Source organism: Vampirovibrionales bacterium, from assembly GCA_016712355.1.
GTDB lineage: Bacteria > Cyanobacteriota > Vampirovibrionia > Vampirovibrionales > Vampirovibrionaceae > JADJRF01.
On record JADJRF010000005.1, the window covers coordinates 2032090 to 2049476 of the forward strand.

Below are 17387 nucleotides of genomic sequence, written 5' to 3' on the forward strand. Positions count from 1 at the left end.
GACGCCAACCTTCTCTTGGTAAAACGATCGTTATTTGCGCTGCTGCTGATTAACTGGGCGTTTGTCGCGCTGCTGGGTCGCTGGTTGCCGTGGGCTTCCGGCCTGACGCTGCTGTTTGTCGTGATGATCGGCTACGCCCTGCTGGTTACCGTTGCGATGGTGCACCGCAAGCGCCGCGAGCGGAAATACCCGCCGCCGCCCACCCCGCCGTGGACCCCGCGCGTGTCGCTGGTGGTGCCCGCCCATAACGAAGAGCAGGTCATTGAAGAGACGGTTGCGGCGCTGATGGCGCTGGATTATCCCGATTTCCACGTGCTGGTGATGGACGATCGCAGCGCCGACGGCACCGCCGCGCGTCTGGCCGCGCTGGCCCAGCGTTACGACCCCGCGCGCTTTGCTTATCATGTACGCGCCGCCGATGGGCGCCCCGGCAAATCCGCCGTCCTGAATGACGCGCTGGCCATGACCGATGGCGAAATCATCGCTGTCTTTGACGCTGACGCCTTCGTCGCGCCGGATTTCATCTCGCGGATGTTGCCCTTTCTGGCTGAAGAAGGCGTGGGCGGCGCACAGGCGCGCAAGGTAATCGCCAATGCCGACTATAACTGGCTCACGCGCTGTCAGAATTACGAATACTCGCTCGATAGCCATTTCCAGTACGGCCGCGACGCCATTCGCTGCTCGGTGGAGTTTCGCGGGAACGGGCAACTCGTCAAACGCTCGGCCATCGAAAGCGTCGGCGGCTGGAATGAGGCCAGCCTTACGGACGATCTCGACCTGTCCACGCGCTTTCAACTGGCGGGCTGGGACGTGCGCTTTGCGCATAAGACGCTCGTCTACGAAGAAGGCATCACCCGACTGAGCGCGCTGATTCGTCAACGTCGCCGCTGGGCGCAGGGCTCGCTGACGCGCTATCTGCAATTCGGCATGCGCCTGCTGGCCAGCGATCAGGCCTCTTTACGCGCCAAAGGCGACCTGCTGGCCTATGTGGTTCAGTTTATCTTCCCGCTGTGGCTCGTGTTCGATTACTGCTATCTGGGCTATCACTACGTCACGGGGCAGGTTCACCAGATTCATATGCTGTCTTCGCTGATGGCGTTGCCGGTGCTGTGCGGGTTCTTCTATACGGCGCTGGTCGTGGCGATTTATCGCTTTAATCGCCCCGGCGTCTGGCGCACGCTGAGCGACGCGGTGATGACGGCCATTTACTTCATTCTGGTCTGGATTCCGGTCGTGTGCTGGGTCACGGTCAATCTCATCCGCGAGCCGCAAGGCGCATTCGACTGGGGAAAAACTGAACACGGCGGCGCGGGTCGCCGCAATCCCGCGCTCAGCGCCTGAGTACGCTCGCTAGACAGCCGCTGCCGTGGCTGATTCCAGGATTTCACCAGGCTCTGGCGCCGCCTTCTCACTGAGCGCGCGCCGCTGAGGGTTAAAAGGCCGGAGATTGCCGACAAACTGATCGGCGCTCTCTGCCCATGAGAACGTACGCGCATAGGCCACGCACGCCTCGCGCGAGACGCGCAGCGCCTTGGCGACGGCTATCTGTAGATCCGGGTGGAGCGCGCCGACCGGACGCGGGGCCTCCAGCGTCGGACCAATCACGTCCAGCGGCCCCGGCGCGGGGAAAGCCGCCACCGGCGTGCCACAGGCCAGCGCCTCGAGCATGACCAGCCCAAAGGTATCCGTTTTGCTGGGAAACACCAGCGCATCGCTGGCGCAATACGCCTGCGCAAGGGCTTCTCCCTGCAAGACGCCCAGAAAATGCGCCTCAGGATAGGTCTGCTCCAGCGCGCGCCGACTCGGTCCTTCGCCCACAACGACTTTGGAGCCATGGCAGGGCAGCGACAAAAACGCTTCCAGATTCTTTTCCGGCGCGACGCGTCCAACATAGAGCAGAGCCGGACGCGGCAACGAGCGCCAGAACGCCGACGCGCCCGTGTGCGGGCGCGGGAAGAACAACGTCTGATCCACGCCGCGAGTCCAGGCGCGCAGACGCTGGAAGCCGCGATCCTGTAACTCTCGCCGCTGGGTGGGCGTTGAGACCATCACCCCGGCGGAAGCGCCATGAAACCAGCGAAGCCACGCAAAGGAAAACCACAACGGCAGTCCCACGTGAGACGCCAGATACTCCGGCAAGCGAGAATGAAACGCCGTGGTAAACGGCAGGCGGCGCTTGCGGCAATACCGGCGCGCCGCCATCCCCAAAAAACCTTCGGTCGCAATATGGATCGCGTCCGGCGCAAACGCCTCAATCTGGCGCGCGAGCGCGGGGCCCGGCCACAGGGCCAGCCGGATTTCCGGGTAGGTCGGCCATCCGAGGGCCGCGAACCCTTCCATATCAATCCAGCCCACAACATGGCCGCGCCGTTGCAGAATATCGCGCAGGGTTGACAGCGTGCGAACGACGCCATTGGTCTGCGTTCGGTGCGTATCCGTCACAATCAGTATGCGCACAGCGGCCCTTACAGGCATTCCCCCTATCCCGACAAGCGAACGGGCAAGCCCTGTTTTTATTATACGCCCAACTATAAGTCCCAATCGTGACGGGTCAATGACGTACCGTCGCCGCCGCGCTCGCGAAGGGGGGGAATCTGCTCTAGGGGCTGCGATAGCCCATAGACGGGCGCTTTTTATCAGCGCGCACGGGGCATTGAAAAACCGCCCGACTGTAACAAGACAGCCGGGCGGCAAACGGGTTAAGAAATCAGGGCCTCAGCAGCAAACGGGCGTTTGCAGGCGCTGACGCACGCGCGCTACTTGCGCAGCCATCCGCTCGGGGAGGCGCGCGCCGAATTTGGCCATGAATGCCTCCACCTGCGGAAGTTCCGCGTTCCAGGCGTCGGCGTCAACGCGCAGCAGCTCGGCAAGCGCTTCCGGGGTCATATTCAACCCCGATGCGTCCAGACCGTCCGGCAGCGGCGTGCGGCCAATGGGGGTTTCTCTGGCGTCGACAGCGCCGTCAACGCGCTCGCACATCCACTTTAAAACGCGGCTGTTATCGCGGAAGCCCGGCCAGAGGAATTTACCGTCGGCGCCTTTGCGGAACCAGTTGACGTAGAAGATCTTCGGCGCGTTGGCCCCGAGGCGATCGCCCATCGCGAACCAATGCGCGAAGTAATCGGCCATGTTATAGCCACAGAACGGCAACATGGCGAACGGGTCAAAACGCAGGCCTTTGACATCAAGCGCAGCAGCAGTCGCTTCAGAAGCGCAGGTAGCGCCCATGTACACGCCATGATCCCAGTCCAGCGCCTCGGTCACCAGCGGTACGACGCTGCCGCGACGGCCACCGAAAATAAAGATATCAATCGGCACGCCGTTGGGATTTTCCCAGTCATCGCAAATCACGGGGCATTGGCTCGCAGGAGCGGTAAAGCGCGCGTTGGGATGCGCCGCCTTTTCGCCGCTTTGAGGCGTCCACGGCCGACCTTTCCAGTCGATGGCGCTCTCAATGTTTACGCCCATATCTTCCCACCAGATATCGCCCTGAGGGGTCAGGGCGCAGTTGGTGAAAATCGTATTGCGGCTGATGGTGTCCATCGCCATCGGGTTCGACGCGCGATTGGTGCCGGGCGCGACGCCGAAGAAGCCCGCTTCGGGGTTAATGGCGTACAGGCGGCCGTCCTGACCGATTTTCATCCAGGCGATATCGTCGCCGACGGTTTCACACTTCCAGCCGGGAATTGAGGGCTGCATCATCGCCAGATTGGTTTTGCCGCAGGCGCTGGGGAAGGCGGCGGCGATGTGGTAACGGCGTCCTTGCGGATTGGTCAGGCGCAGAATCAGCATGTGCTCAGCCATCCAGCCCTCGTTTCGGGCCAGATTAGAGGCGATGCGCAGGGCCAGACATTTTTTGCCGAGCAACGCGTTACCGCCGTAGCCCGAACCATACGACCAGATGGTCTTGTCTTCAGGGAAGTGGGCGATATATTTCTGCTCGATGGGCGCGCACGGCCAGCGGCCTTCATCGGTTTCGCCCTCGGCCAGGGGCTTGCCCACCGAATGCAGACACGGAATGAATTCGCCGTCAGCGCCCAGCGCATCGAGGACGGCTTTGCCGACGCGCGTCATAATATGCATATTGGCGACGACATACGGGCTATCGGTAATTTCCACGCCGATTTTAGCAATCGGCGAGCCCACCGGCCCCATGCTAAACGGGATCACATACAGCGTGCGTCCACGCATACAGCCATCGTAGAGGCCGCGCATGGTGGTTTTGAGGGTTTCCGGGTCAATCCAGTTGTTGGTCGGACCGGCAGCGTCCTGCGATTGCGCGGCAATATAGGTCCGGTCTTCGACCCGCGCGACATCAGACGGGTCCGAGCGGAAGAGATAGCTGTTCTCGCGCTGTTTTAGCGGGGTGGCAAGACCTTGCTCGACGAGAAGATCCAGCATCGATTGGTATTCCTGCGGCGAGCCGTCGCACCAGTAAACGGCGCTGGGTTTGCACATGGCGCGGATTTCTTCCACCCATGCCGATAATTTACGGTTCTCCGTCATCGCATAAGTCTCCCGTGAATTAACTGAATCGAAACTCTTGGATAAAAGCGTTGGCCAAGCGGTTTGCAGCGGCAAACACGCCGGACTCGCAAAGAGAGCGAGACGATTCTACTGTGAGCGCAACCCCAGCGCAAGCCGCCGCCCTAACGCCGGACTGTTTCCAGGCAAAAGAAAAGCCCCAGCGGATTGAATCGCGCCGGAGCCTGAAAAATTACAAACGCGTAAAACGCGCTAGGCGTAAATCGGCGTCTGCGACGGTACAGGCGGAGGAAGTTCGGGAAACGCGGATGCCGGACCCGCGCTTCCCGACTGTGTGAATCCCCCCATCGCAATCTGCATGAAGGCTGCCATCAGGGCCATCCAGTCGATAGTCGGCTGTTGGCTGGCGCTGGTAGATGTCTGCGGCTGCTTTTCGGCAGCTGCGCCAGACGTGGAAGTCGACGCAGAGGTCGCGCTAGCCGGAGCGGCGGCAGTCGCTTTCTGGGTTTGCGCCGTGGTCTCGCCTCGTCGCGCCTTAGCGGCCTGGCGGCCTTCAATGGTATTGTCGTAAAACTTTTTGAGTTCGGACACGGTCACCCGACCATCGCGATTACTGTCGTAGATGTTATAGCCAAACGAATATTTTTTGGCGCTTTCCTGGCCTAAGAGGGATGCGCTCAGATCCTTGTCTGTATAGACGGACGCATCTCTACTAGCGGCCCTGAGTTCGTTTTCATCCAGGCCATTGCGGTCTCTATCAAAGCGATCGAAAATACCATTGGGACCGGTAAATTTTGCATACGTGACGGTATTCACGGCCTGAGCTCCTATCTCTCTCTCTCTAATGCTTATTTTCCTGAATGATGAATCGCAAACGGCCCGGACACAGGCGTTTCAGACTTCTCTACATTTGTTTTTCCGTGTATTTTATCGAGCTACTTCTCTCTGCTAATCTTCTCTTCTCTGCTAATCTCTTTTCTGCTGATCTCTTCTCTTCTGTATCGCTATAATCTCTTGAACGGGGATGCGGGAATTGAACGCTCTTCAAATATAAAAACATTTATATAGCCTGAAATGCTAGCCTTAAGAAAGACATTAGATTTCATGGGAATTACGGCCGGGATGCGCCCGCGTAAGGGTTTCGCGAAGGCGAGGTAGGCGGGAGCTGGAGCACCTGATGCGTATCGCCGGGCGGAATCGGGTAAGAGCTGCGATGATACGGATCCGCGCTTCTCGGCGGCGGGCCGTAGGCCTGCGGCGCGACGGGACCCATCGGGACCGGCGGAACCGGAGGGCCCGCCCCATGGCCTCCTTCCAACGCGGGGGCGGGATGCTCGCCCTCGAAAGGCTCTTCAGGACTTGTCAGCGGGGGGCCTTCCACTGCGGGGTCAAGATCCAGTTGCGGCGAGACGGGCGTGGGAGCCGGCAAACTGCGCGCGCCAATGGCGAGCGGATTATTCGCCTCGTATTCGCTGAGATTATCGAGGTTGTACGAGATGAAATCCTGTGGGCTAAAGTGCCGCGCAAACTGCGTATCGAAGTTCTGCGGAGCGCGATTGGCCATATACGGGCGCATATACGCCGCCCAAATCGCGGCAGGCAGGCTGCCGCCAGTCATGCCGGGCATCGAGGTGTTATCGTCGTTGCCCACCCACACCCCGGTGATGATTTCCGGCGTAAAGCCGACAAACCAGCTATCGCGGTGATCGTCGCTGGTGCCTGTTTTTCCGGCCACCGGACGGCCAATGGCGGCGGCGCGCGCCGTGCCGTTCTGGACGACGCCCTGCATCATGGCGAGCATCGTATCGACGGTTTCGCGGTCCAGCACCTGGGTGGTCATCGGGTAGTGTTCGTAGGCGAGCGTGCCGTCACTGGTGACGATTTTCTCGATGGCGTAGGGTTCCAGCAGAATCCCGCGATTATCCAGTACGCCGATAGCCGAGGCGATATCCATGAGCGTGACGCCCGAGCTGCCCAGCGTCAAGGTTAAATCGTCGTCGAGCTGGGCGTTCAGGCCCATGCGATGCGCCGTCTCAATGACCGAGCGGGGCGTTAATTCCCGCATGACTTTAATGGCGACGATATTATTGGAGTGAATCAGCGCCTGGGCGATGGTCATATAGCCGTGGTAGCGCCCGTCAAAGTTACGCGGGCGCCAATCGCCCGCCTGAATCGGTTCGTCGAGATAGACGCGGTTGGGCAAATACCCTTTTTCAATGGCCGTGGTATACGTGAAGATCTTAAACAGCGAACCGGGCGAGCGGACAGCGGAATTAACGCGATCAAACTGGCTCACGCCAAAGTCTTTGCCGCCGACGTAGGCCAGAATCGCGCCTGTAGAAGCTTCTATCGACACCAGCGCCGCCTGCTGGCCGCGACCCGCGCGGCCATAAATCAGCGATTGCGACTTAACGGCCTTGGAGGCCAGGGCCTGGGCCTGAACGTCCAGCGTCGTATAGACCTTCATGCCGCTTTGCCAGAAGGCCTGCTCGTCCTGATTAAACAACTGTCGCACCTGCGTCATGACAAACTGATTAAAGAAAGGCGCGCGGTTAGCGGTAGAAATCTGTTGCCCCAGCGGATTCAGCGTGAGCGCAGACTTTTGCAGGCGGACAAGTTCTTCGCGGTTGATTTTGCCGATTTCCAGCAGATTGGCGAGCACCTCGTTGCGGCGTTTGACAGCCGCCGTAGGATTCAGAAAGGGATCGTAACGCGAGGGAGCCTGCGGCAAACCCGCCAGCAGGGCGGCTTCGGGAATTGTCAGGTTAGCAGGCGGTTTATTGAAATAAATTTCGCTGGCCGCGTGAATCCCGTACGCGCCTTCGCCAAAATAGATATTATTTAAATAGAGTTCCAGAATTTTCTTTTTAGAGAGCGTTTGTTCCAGTTTGACGGCCAGAAAGGCTTCCTGAACTTTGCGCTTGATGGATTTTTCGTTGGAGAGAAAGACATTGCGGGCCAATTGCTGCGTCAGCGTACTGCCGCCCTCGACAAATTTACGCTGGGCTAAATCCATAAAAATCGCCCGGCCAATCGAGATGACGTCCACCCCGAAGTGACTGTAAAACCGGCGATCTTCAGTCGCCAGCAACGCATCGGTCAGGTGAGGGGAAATCTGCGTCAGAGAAACTTCTTTATGGAAATACTTTCCGTAGGACAGAATCGGGACGTTACCGCGCCCGAAGACCTGGGTCCACTTGGACGGGTTGACGCCTTCGCGAATAATCGCCGACACGGAGGGCAACCCGCGCACAGCCCAATAGAAATAGCCGCCAATACACAGCGCCGCCAGGATCAACACCGTCCAGAAAAAACGCGCCATGGGTCGCAGAATCCTTCTCCTGATGAGATGAGGCGCATTCTACGCCAAAAATCGCATGGGACAAAAAGCCAGCGATTATTGAACGCAAGGTGACGCGCAAGGAGAGCCCAACGCGGGGTTTTGCGCCTCTTTACAGGCCTTTGGCCGGGCTCAAGCGCTTCTGACGATCAGCCCACCAGGCCAGCGCATAGGCAAGATCGCCGCGCGTCATGGGGGCTTGGGCGCGCAAACTGTCCGCATCGGCGTTAATGAAGCCTTCGGCGACAGCCGTCGCCAGCGCCTTGCGAGACCAGAGCGGCAGCGAGTCGCGGTCGGCGTACGGGGCGAGCGTCTCATCTATTTCGGCATCGGTAAAGGGATAAACGCCGTACGCCTGCGCCAGAATCGCAAAGCCCTGGGCGCGGGTCGCCGGCAGGTCGGGCAGAAAACGCCCGGCAGCGTCAACAGCCATAATATCGCGGCTTACGACGGTATCAATGGCATTTCTCGCCCAATACCCCGACGGGACGTCGCGCAGCAAGCGCGGAGCGGCAATTTTGGGGTCGCGACGCGTCAAGTCAAAGGCCTTGACAGCAACCGTGGCGAGCGCCGCGCGCGTGACCGGCTGCTCTTCGTGAAACCTGCCATCCGGGAAGAGCGTGAGATAGCCGCTATCGAGGGTTTTCTGAATGCTGGCGGCGAGCGCAGGCTCCTGCTGTCCCCAAGCGGCCCCCGTCAGGCTCACGGCGGCAGGCTCAAGCGCGCAGGCCATCAACGCCAGACCCATGAGGCTGGCCGCCGTCCAGCGAGCCGACGACGTGAAGCGGGGCAAAGCGACTTTGCGGATGGGGTCCATGAAGGCGTCTCCTTACTGAGGGCTGAAGACGCCTTATTGTAACGCAAGTCGCCGCAATGGGCGCGCAATCAGCCCGACGTGAGCGCTACCGGCCCCGGGCGCAGGATTTCAATTGCGCCGTCGGCGTACACGCGCGCCACGGTCGAAGGCTGTGCGGTCGCAATCTCCGCATCGTCGCCCCAGACAGGCAATGCGTCGCCAAAGGCGTCTCGAACCGACTTCGCCGTCAGACACGGCGGCTTGCCGGACACATTGGCGCTGGTCGTCGCCAGAACGCCGCCGGGCAGTCGGCGTAGTAAGGCCCTTAAGGACTCGCAATCTGCGACGCGACACGACACGGTTGGCTCGCCGCGCGTGACGGCGTCCGGCGTGAGGTCGGTCTTGTCGAAGACCAGTGAGAGGGCGCCCGGCCAGTGGTCGGCCATCAAGCGCCTGGCTTGGGCCGGGGGCGGCTGGATATAGGGCTCGAATGACTCGGCGGATGCGCCCAACAGGGTCAAGGGCTTGCGTTCATCACGCCCCTTCAGCGCGAAAATGCGGGCAAGCGCGGCGGGACGGTCCAGGCGCGCGCCCAAACCGTACACAGTGTCGGTCGAAAAGGCAATCACCCCATCTGAAGCGGCCAGCGCGTCGACGGGATCCGGGGCGAGAGCGGGCGTCGAGGATTTTTTCGCGACGATTTCCTTCATGAGAGAGCCTCCTGCGTCGTTATGATAAAGTATACCCGGCGCGCGCGCGCAACCGCTTCATTTTGCTCAAAAGGCCCATTCTCATGCAGAAAACCGCTTTCAAGCCGCCGGTCAAACAGCTCATCGACGGCGTTGTCGTCACCCCGCTCAAGCCGATTGTCGACGAGCGCGGCTATTTGATGGAAATGCTGCGCAGTGACGCGCCGGATTTCAAAGGCTTTGGCCAGACCTATCTCACGGCCGTCAACGAGGGCGTGGTCAAAGGCTGGCACTATCACGAGCGCCAGACGGATAATTTCATCTGCGTCCATGGGCTGATCAAGCTGGCGCTTTACGATTGCCGCGAAGGGTCGCCGACGCAAGGCGCGGTGAACGAGTTTTTCCTCGGACCGATTCATCCCGTGCGGGTGCAGATTCCCTGCGGCGTGCTGCACGGGTTTAAGGGCCTCGGGTCGCCGATTTCGCTCGTGGTGAACGTCCCGGATCAGCTCTATCATTACGCCCAGCCAGACGAATTCCGCGTGGCGCCGCATGACAATGAGGTTCCGTACGACTGGGCGCGCCATGACGGCTGACCGTCCGCCGGAATCCATTCTAATCACGGGCGCGGCGGGCTTCATCGGCAGCGCCCTCACCCGCCGCATTGCCGACGCATGGCCCCAGACGCGGCTGCTCCTGCTCGACAATCTCAGTTATGCCGGGCATCTGGCTAATCTGGGGGATCTCACCCAACGCCCGACCGTTCGTTTTGTCGAAGGCGACATCGTTGACGAGGCATGCGTCACCGGCCTGATGCGCGACGTCGCCGTCTGCGTGAACGTCGCGGCGCAAACCCATGTGGATCGCAGCATCAGCGGACCGCAGGCCTTCACGCGCACCAATGTTCTGGGAACCCAGACGCTTCTCGAAGCCGCGCGCCAGGCGAAAATCGACAAGTTTATTCAAATTTCCACTGACGAAGTCTACGGCAGCCTGCCTCTGGAAGCCGAAGGCGTCCGTTTTGACGAGGCCAGCCCCATCGACCCCAGCAGCCCCTACGCCGCCAGTAAGGCCGCCGCTGACCTTCTCGCCCTGAGTTACTGGAAGACATGGGGATTCCCGGTCTGCATCACGCGCTGTTCCAATAACTACGGGCCGCGACAGTTTCCCGAAAAGCTGATTCCCCTGTTTATCCTCAATGCGATGGCCGGGCGCCCGGTTCCGGTCTATGGCGACGGTCTGAACGTCCGCGACTGGATTCACGTCGAGGATCACGCCAGCGCCGTTATGCGCGTGATTCTCGCTGGGCAGTCCGGGCGGGTCTATAACGTGGGCGCGGATAACGAACAACCCAATCTGGCCATCACGCGCCGGATTCTCGCTTTGCTGAATCAGCCCGAGTCGCTCATGATGTTTGTGGCCGATCGCCCCGGCCATGATCGTCGCTACGCCATTGAGAGCGGCCGCATTCGCGAAGAACTCGGCTGGCGGCCGCGCGTGTCGTTTGAAGAAGGCTTGCGCCAGACCGTGGACTGGTATCGCGAGAATTCCGCATGGCTGCAAGCGGTCACCGCCGACGCGGCGGCGCGCTAGAGAGCGGACGCGATGGCCATCAAGCGGATTGTCGTTACAGGCGCCGGCGGCATGCTGGGACGCGACCTGACGGCGCACCTGAGCGCCAAGGGCTACGACGTCACCGGGCTCGATTCACGGACATTTAATCTGCTCAGCCCGTTTGACGCGCTGCAAGCCGTCATCGCGCGTCTGGAGCCGGAACTCATCGTTCACGCCGCCGCTTTTACCGACGTTGACCGCGCTGAACGCGAGCCCGAACTGGCGATGGCGGTCAATCGTGACGGGGCGCGCACCGTTGCCGAAATCGCCCGGGAAACTGGTTGTTTGATGGCCTATGTCAGCACAGACTTTGTGTTTGACGGCCAGAGCGATCGCCCCTATACGCCGCAAGACAAGCCCCGCCCGATTAACGCCTATGGCCTGTCCAAATATTACGGCGAGCTGGCGGTTCAGGAATTGATTGATACGAGTTATATCATCCGCACCAGTTGGTTATACGGCCTTCATGGCCGGAATTTCTCCCAATTCGTGCTTGAAAGCGTTCGCCAGGGCCGCGAATTGTCTCTGGTCAACGATTGGACGGGTTCCCCTACGTGGACCGGCAGCCTGTCGCACATGATTGAGCAAATCGCCACCTCAGGCGCTTACGGCGTCTATCATGCCGCTGACGCCGGGGCGGTCAGCAAGTACGCGCAAGCCCTCGGCATCTGTCGCGCCGCGGGCCTGTCCACCCACCGACTGAAACCCGTCGAAGCCCGCACGCTCTCATTTGCCGCCCAGCGCCCGGCTTATTCGGTTCTGGATTGCGCGCCCTTGCCGGTCCCCTCATGGGAAACCTCACTGGCAGCCTATCTCACGCAATACTGGCAAGCGCAAGACGCCGATTAAGCGACGATGTCCAGTGAGGAGAGCCCCAGACGCTGACGCACTGTCTTGACAGGCGCTTGCATATAAAATCGCAAGTGAGGCGCGATCGGCTCAAACCCAAGTCGGGGCCAGAAAGAATCGTGACGACCGCCGCTGAAAGGCGTCGCAATCAGCGTCACAAGGGCGTCTGGATCGGCGATGTCATCGAGAAAGCGCGCCAACAGCGCCTTGGCGACGCCCTGATACAGGGGCTCGCCCGGCAGGGGCGCGCCGGTTTGAGTATCTCTCGCCGTATTGGCCAGCCTCCGGATGAAATAAGATCCGTCCGACTCTCGATTCGCCTCCAGATAGCCGGCGATATGCCCGCCTACCGTCAGCTCATACCGGATACCACGACGCATAATCGTTGCAGAAAGCGGCTCTGCGCTGTTTCCATCGCAAACAAAAGCTTTGGAGCGAATCGCCGTCGCAGGCGATCGCGAAACGAGCGAATGACAAGGGATTTTGACGTTCTGGAATCGCGATCGCCTTGTAATAGAATGCGAAAGGATAGATTCTGGCATCGTCATCGTCATGGTCGCAAAAAAGCATGCGGATTATAGCGCAAAGACGCGCGGGCTGTGTCCTGTGGACGGCAAGGCGGTTTTATACCGGCGGGTTTGCGCAGGGGAGCCGGGGTGATATATCGTTATTACCGCCATTTCATCGCCTTCCTGTCGGTTTTATATTGAAAGAAGGCCTATATCATCATGCTAATTGGCGCAAAAAGAATGTAACGTTCCCGTGGATCGCGCGCAATTTCCATTTTAAGAATGTTTTTATTTTTTTATAAGACAGTCACGCCCCCATGCTGTCTCAGGCTCATATCGCAATGACACAGGTCTCTCGGTTCGTCGCGACCGCCGATCGCCTCGAATCCAAAGGAGGAGCATTCATGGCCAAGGTTTTAATCTCAATGCGCGAGGATTTCCTGACCCGGATTGATGAAATCGCTTCAACCGAGCAACGGACGCGGAGCGAGCTGATTCGGCAGGCCTTGCGCGAGTATATTCGCCGTAAACGCAAGCTTTCCAACGCCAAATACGCCCAGAACGCCGAACTGATTGAATCCCTACTGCTGGAACTTGAATAATCCCACTCACGCCCTTCCCAAGGAGATCCGGTCATGTCCAAAAGTTCTCGAGTGCTGATTTCGTTGCCAGACAAGTTTTTAGAGGAAGTCGACCTGCTGGCCGAAGAAGAGCAGCGCTCTCGCAGCGAACTGATTCGGGAAGCCCTGCGGCTGTATATTCGCAGCAGCGACCCCGGTCGCGAGTCGCCGTCGGTCAACTAATTCCCCCAGCATGGAAATGTTTCCGGCAAGGGCGTGAGCGATCACACCCTTGCCTCGGCGTTTGAGAAGGCTTAAGAAGAAGACTTAAGAAGAAGGATCCCGGAACAAGCGCTCCAGCCGGCGACGCACGCTGTCTGTCATAGAACCGCCGCCGTCAGCGTCTGCGTTTTCGCCGGGTTTTTGAAGCGAACCGCTGACCACCGTCACCGTTTGACGCTCGCCCTTCATATACGCGATCTTGGGCGATACCGTCGTCAGAATCTTGCTCAGGGTGCGAGAGGCCATCGAAAACATACTCAGGCTGTCGCTATCCTGAAACACCGAGGCCGTCACGTTATACAGGCCTGTGGTCTTGACCGGCATCTTCCAGGAGAACGACCAGAGCTTGGGCGTTTGCGGCTGGGTCGGATCGTAGACTTCAACGCGACTATTGACGTAATACCGCTGCTCGTTGGGCAAAGCGCCGCTGTGCAGGCTGCGAACCATATCCATGGGCCGGTACGACGTCGTCTGATGATGCAGATCGACATTGGCCTCCACAAACACCACCCGGCTGATGGGCGGGCCGTCTCCGGCCAGTTTGTCCAGCAGGTAGGCCAGCGTGCGCGGATCAGGGCGTCCCGCCCGGGCATAATAGCTAAGAAGCTGATTATAGACGCTTTGCAGGCCCTGTAACTTCAACTGTTCGACGGTGTACGCCGGATTGTGAATCCGCGTTTTGGGGAAGCGGGTTTCCAGTTGCGAGGCGTATTCGTTGGCCAGCAGCAGCGCCACATCGCCAAAGGCTTTCTCGCTGCCGTTTGTGACAATGGGGAAAACCGCAATCGCAGGCAGCTCGCTGTAAACCATGATTTCTTTCATTTTGAACGGCTGTTGCGAGCCGCTTTGAGAGGTTTTCGACGCGTCGACAGCCGGAGATCCGGCGCGGGGCTCCGCCTGAAGCTCGCGCAGGGGCGTCAGCAGAGTGTCGGCGACGGGCGCGGCTTGAGACGGCTCCAGCGAGGGTTCTGTCGGAGAGGTTCTCAAGGGCGGCAAGTCGGCAGCCGACGGCGCGGGCGGCTGAAGCTCGGCCGGAGGCCTGGTTTCAAGCGCTTCGACGCCAGTCACCGGGGTTTCGGTCGAGCTGGCGACCGCCATATAGGCGTACGAGACGCTCCCGCTCTGGCTCACGCCGATAGACGCTGACGGAGCAGGCGCAGAAGAAACTGTCGGAGATGTAACAGGCTCGCCATGAGCCTGGGCCCAACACGCCAGCAGGCAAAGCGCGCACGAAAGTCCCATCGCGCTGTGTCGGATTGATCGTTTCTTCACCGCCTCACCCTCCTGACGCGTCACCCACCGGAATCTGCCATAGGCCGCAGACTCCCATGGTGATTATGACCGAGCCCGCGTCGCGACGACTCCTCAATTTGAAGGATTCCCCCTGCGCGGGAACACTTACGCATGGCGGGCGTCGTTTGTGACGAACGGCGGTTTTTGTCGTAAGATATCCATCACGAAAGACGCGCCGCGCTTACCGGCTTTCGACGTCGCCTCCGCTTCTTATCTTGCCCGGACCTTTGTGTGTGAACGCGCCACGCCCGACACCCCCCTTATCTGAACCGCCGACGGCGTTTTCTACGCCGGTGGCATTGCCGATGGGCGGCTCTTATAGTCGTTCGCCCAACTTTATCCCCATGGTGGGGCTCTCTATCCTGATTCACGCGCTGGTGGTGAGCTTCTTACTGGCGGCCTTCTTTCTGCTGAAGTTTCTGGGGTTTGATCTCAAGATGCTGGACCCGCTGGCCCTGCGCGATCGCGAGATTGAATTCGTCCTGGTGAATAATCCCGCGCAAAAGCCGCGCGACCCGAACACGCGCAATCGCTCGGACCGCATGACCCGCTCCGGCGGCAAGAAAATCCCCAACCGGGTCCAAGCCGAACCCCAGCAGAAGGCCGGGCCGCAACATCGCGCGATTAGACCCACCCCGCCGCGCCCTGCCGCCAAGCCCACGCCGACCCCGCGCGCGCGCGTGACGCCCCAACCGCCGACGCCGCCAACGCCTCAGCGCGCACAGGCGCGCCCGACCCCGCCGCAGCCCAAGATGCCGCCCGCGCCGCGCGTCACCGCCAAAGCGCCTGTTTTACCGCCCAATCCGCTGGCCTCGGCCATCCGTACGCCTGCGCCGCCGACGCCCAAAATGGCCAGCGCCGGCCCGGTGCTGACCTCGCCGTTGTCCGGTTCTCCCAGCGGACGTTCCGGCCCGCCGCGCCCCACCCAGATTCCAGGCGGGACAACAGGCTTTTCCTCTCCCCGTTCGGGCAGTCCCGGCTCTCAGGCCGGGGGCGCGGGCGGTCGTAGCTCGTATAACGCCTCCGGTTCGCCCGGCGGCGGCGGCGGACGCGCCGGGATTGATTCGATGCCCGAGGCCGACTTCGGCCCGTATATGGCGGAACTTCAGCGGCGGATTCGTCGTAATTGGCGGCCCCCGCAGGCGCAGGAAGACAAGCGGGTCGTCGTATTCTTCAAGATTGCCCGCGATGGTCGCCTGCTGTCGGTCTCCACGCAGAAATCATCGGGGTTTGAGGAAGCGGATCAGGCTGCGTTGGCCGCCGTTCGGCTGGCTGCGCCCTTTCGCCCACTGCCGGCGGCCCACCCGGATAACGACGTCACCGTGCAATTCACCTTCGATTACAACGTCTACCGCAGTTCCGGCGGCGGGGGCGGCGCCCGGATTCGTTAGGGCGGCGGCGGCTTGCGCGCGGCATGTCTTTAAGGGACGATGTGAGGGGCCTTTCCCTTCCCCTCGCCATTACCATTGCGCGGGCGCGGGCGCGAGCGCGGGCCGGATTTTCAGCCAACCGCCGGGATTATTGCCATGACGGCCAATCAGTCGATCACTCCCCTGACCTACGCCATTAACGACCAGGGCCACAGCTGCGTGGGCGGCGTGGATCTCACGGAACTGGCCGCCGCTTACGGCACGCCCCTCTATGCGCTGGACGCCGCCACGTTTCGCGCCATGGCCGCCGCCTATCACGACGCGCTGGAGAACCATTACCCCAAGGACGCGCTGGCGCTCTACGCCGCCAAGGCGAATCTGAGCATGGGGCTGTGCAAGCTGGCGGATAATCTGGGTCTGGGGCTGGACGTGGTATCGGGCGGCGAGCTGTACACAGCGGTTCAGGCAGGATTTCCGGTTGAAAAGGTCTTCTTTAACGGCAATAACAAGAGCGCCGATGAAATTGAACTGGCCCTTCAATACAAAGTTGGCCGTATTACCGTCGACAACCCGGACGAGCTGGCGCTGATCCACGAGGTCGCCTCGCGAAAAGGCGTCCGCGCCGAGATTCTGCTTCGCATCAGCCCAGGAATCGAGTGCCACACGCACGATTACATCAAAACCGGCCAACTGGACAGCAAATTTGGCTTTCATCTGGGCGAATTGTCGGCGGCGCTGGACGCCATTACGACCCAGTATCGCGACACCATGGCCCTCAAAGGGCTGCACGCGCATATCGGCTCCCAGATTTTTGAGACGCGCCCCTACGAAGATCTCGTGGAGACGATGTTCAACATCTATTACAACATCCGCGCGTCGTACGGCGGACTGATTCTGCCGGATTTAAACCTGGGCGGCGGCCTGGGCGTGGCGTATCAGAGCAAGGACGATCCGCTGAACATTGAGGACGCCGTGGCGACCATCTGCCAGAAAGCCGCGCGCTACGCCGAAAAGCTCGACTATCCCCTGCCGCGTTTGCTGCTGGAGCCGGGGCGCAGTATGGTCGCAACCGCAGGCATCACGCTCTACACCGTTGGCACGCGCAAAACCGTGCCCGGCGTTCGCAAATACGTCTCGGTGGACGGCGGCATGGGCGATAACATCCGCCCGGCGCTGTATCAGGCGGAGTATTCGGCCACGCTGGCCAACAAGGCTGCGCTGCCGGTAGACGAGACCGTCACCATCGCCGGAAAATACTGCGAATCCGGCGACGTGCTGATTCGCAAGCTGGAAATCCCGACGGCGGAGCCCGGCGACGTGCTGGCGGTTTTCGGCACCGGGGCCTATAACTACTCCATGGCCTCAACGTATAACCGCGTGCCGCGTCCGGCAATGGTTTTGCTGGAAAACGGAGCTGTTCACCTGCTGGTGCGCCGCGAAACCTACGACCACCTTAGCGCGCTGGACGTGATCCCCTCCTATCTGATGAACCCGGACCCCAAACCCATTCCGCTCGCGGCCCAGAATCGGTTAGAATAACAGAGAGAGGCGAGCGCCGCTACAGGCGTATGGGTGCGTCGGCGCTCTTTTTCGCAGACGT

Annotated in this window: 16 protein-coding genes; 8 read left to right on the forward strand and 8 right to left on the reverse strand. The window is 60.6% G+C overall.

Features of this window, described 5'->3' with window-relative positions; translation table 11 throughout:
- Window positions 1–15: 15 nt before the first annotated feature.
- The gene (locus IPK79_10735; protein ID MBK8190912.1) at window positions 16–1341 is read left to right on the forward strand and encodes a glycosyltransferase family 2 protein; all 1326 of its coding nucleotides are present in this window, start codon (window positions 16–18) and stop codon (window positions 1339–1341) included.
- Between the two features lie 9 nt (window positions 1342–1350).
- Here IPK79_10735 and IPK79_10740 read toward each other — a convergent pair whose 3' ends face one another.
- The 6 genes from IPK79_10740 to IPK79_10765 form a co-directional block, all read right to left on the reverse strand.
- The gene (locus IPK79_10740) at window positions 1351–2457 is read right to left on the reverse strand and encodes a glycosyltransferase family 1 protein (protein MBK8190913.1); all 1107 of its coding nucleotides are present in this window, start codon (window positions 2455–2457) and stop codon (window positions 1351–1353) included.
- Window positions 2458–2715: 258 nt separating this feature from the next.
- Complete coding sequence (locus IPK79_10745) at window positions 2716–4506, reverse strand: phosphoenolpyruvate carboxykinase (GTP) (GenBank protein ID MBK8190914.1); 1791 nt, start codon at window positions 4504–4506, stop codon at window positions 2716–2718.
- Between the two features lie 231 nt (window positions 4507–4737).
- Entirely contained in the window at window positions 4738–5301 is a 564-nt protein-coding gene (locus IPK79_10750) for a hypothetical protein (protein MBK8190915.1), read from the reverse strand.
- Window positions 5302–5596: 295 nt separating this feature from the next.
- Window positions 5597–7807, reverse strand: a complete 2211-nt coding sequence (locus tag IPK79_10755) for a PBP1A family penicillin-binding protein (GenBank protein MBK8190916.1) — start codon at window positions 7805–7807, stop codon at window positions 5597–5599.
- A 130-nt stretch (window positions 7808–7937) separates the two neighbouring features.
- Complete coding sequence (locus IPK79_10760) at window positions 7938–8642, reverse strand: S-layer homology domain-containing protein (GenBank protein MBK8190917.1); 705 nt, start codon at window positions 8640–8642, stop codon at window positions 7938–7940.
- A 68-nt stretch (window positions 8643–8710) separates the two neighbouring features.
- Window positions 8711–9331, reverse strand: a complete 621-nt coding sequence (locus IPK79_10765) for an L-threonylcarbamoyladenylate synthase (protein MBK8190918.1) — start codon at window positions 9329–9331, stop codon at window positions 8711–8713.
- A gap of 83 nt (window positions 9332–9414) precedes the next feature.
- Here IPK79_10765 and IPK79_10770 point away from each other — a divergent pair, with 83 nt between their 5' ends.
- From IPK79_10770 to rfbD, 3 genes are read left to right on the forward strand one after another with little or no spacing between them, the layout of a single operon-like run.
- Window positions 9415–9906, forward strand: coding sequence for a dTDP-4-dehydrorhamnose 3,5-epimerase family protein (locus IPK79_10770; protein MBK8190919.1), 492 nt, complete (start codon window positions 9415–9417; stop codon window positions 9904–9906).
- Window positions 9896–10903, forward strand: a complete 1008-nt coding sequence (gene rfbB, locus IPK79_10775; GenBank protein MBK8190920.1) for a dTDP-glucose 4,6-dehydratase — start codon at window positions 9896–9898, stop codon at window positions 10901–10903. The genes IPK79_10770 and rfbB overlap by 11 nt, the downstream gene beginning before the upstream one ends.
- 12 nt (window positions 10904–10915) lie before the next feature.
- On the forward strand, window positions 10916–11773 hold the full coding sequence (gene rfbD / locus IPK79_10780) for a dTDP-4-dehydrorhamnose reductase (GenBank protein MBK8190921.1): 858 nt from the start codon (window positions 10916–10918) through the stop codon (window positions 11771–11773).
- On the opposite strand, the gene IPK79_10785 is transcribed toward rfbD, so the two are convergent.
- On the reverse strand, window positions 11770–12327 hold the full coding sequence (locus tag IPK79_10785; protein MBK8190922.1) for a hypothetical protein: 558 nt from the start codon (window positions 12325–12327) through the stop codon (window positions 11770–11772). The two genes, rfbD and IPK79_10785, sit on opposite strands and share 4 nt — an antisense overlap.
- A gap of 359 nt (window positions 12328–12686) precedes the next feature.
- Here IPK79_10785 and IPK79_10790 point away from each other — a divergent pair, with 359 nt between their 5' ends.
- Window positions 12687–12884 (forward strand): ribbon-helix-helix protein, CopG family, encoded by a 198-nt coding sequence (locus IPK79_10790; protein MBK8190923.1) that lies wholly within the window; start codon window positions 12687–12689, stop codon window positions 12882–12884.
- Window positions 12885–12917: 33 nt separating this feature from the next.
- The gene (locus IPK79_10795; protein MBK8190924.1) at window positions 12918–13085 is read left to right on the forward strand and encodes a ribbon-helix-helix protein, CopG family; all 168 of its coding nucleotides are present in this window, start codon (window positions 12918–12920) and stop codon (window positions 13083–13085) included.
- Window positions 13086–13169: 84 nt separating this feature from the next.
- On the opposite strand, the gene IPK79_10800 is transcribed toward IPK79_10795, so the two are convergent.
- The gene (locus IPK79_10800) at window positions 13170–14396 is read right to left on the reverse strand and encodes a hypothetical protein (GenBank protein ID MBK8190925.1); all 1227 of its coding nucleotides are present in this window, start codon (window positions 14394–14396) and stop codon (window positions 13170–13172) included.
- Window positions 14397–14650: 254 nt separating this feature from the next.
- Between IPK79_10800 and IPK79_10805 the strand changes: the two genes are divergently transcribed.
- Window positions 14651–15808, forward strand: coding sequence for a TonB family protein (locus IPK79_10805; protein MBK8190926.1), 1158 nt, complete (start codon window positions 14651–14653; stop codon window positions 15806–15808).
- Window positions 15809–15943: 135 nt separating this feature from the next.
- The gene (lysA, locus tag IPK79_10810) at window positions 15944–17326 is read left to right on the forward strand and encodes a diaminopimelate decarboxylase (protein MBK8190927.1); all 1383 of its coding nucleotides are present in this window, start codon (window positions 15944–15946) and stop codon (window positions 17324–17326) included.
- Window positions 17327–17387 lie beyond the last annotated feature (61 nt).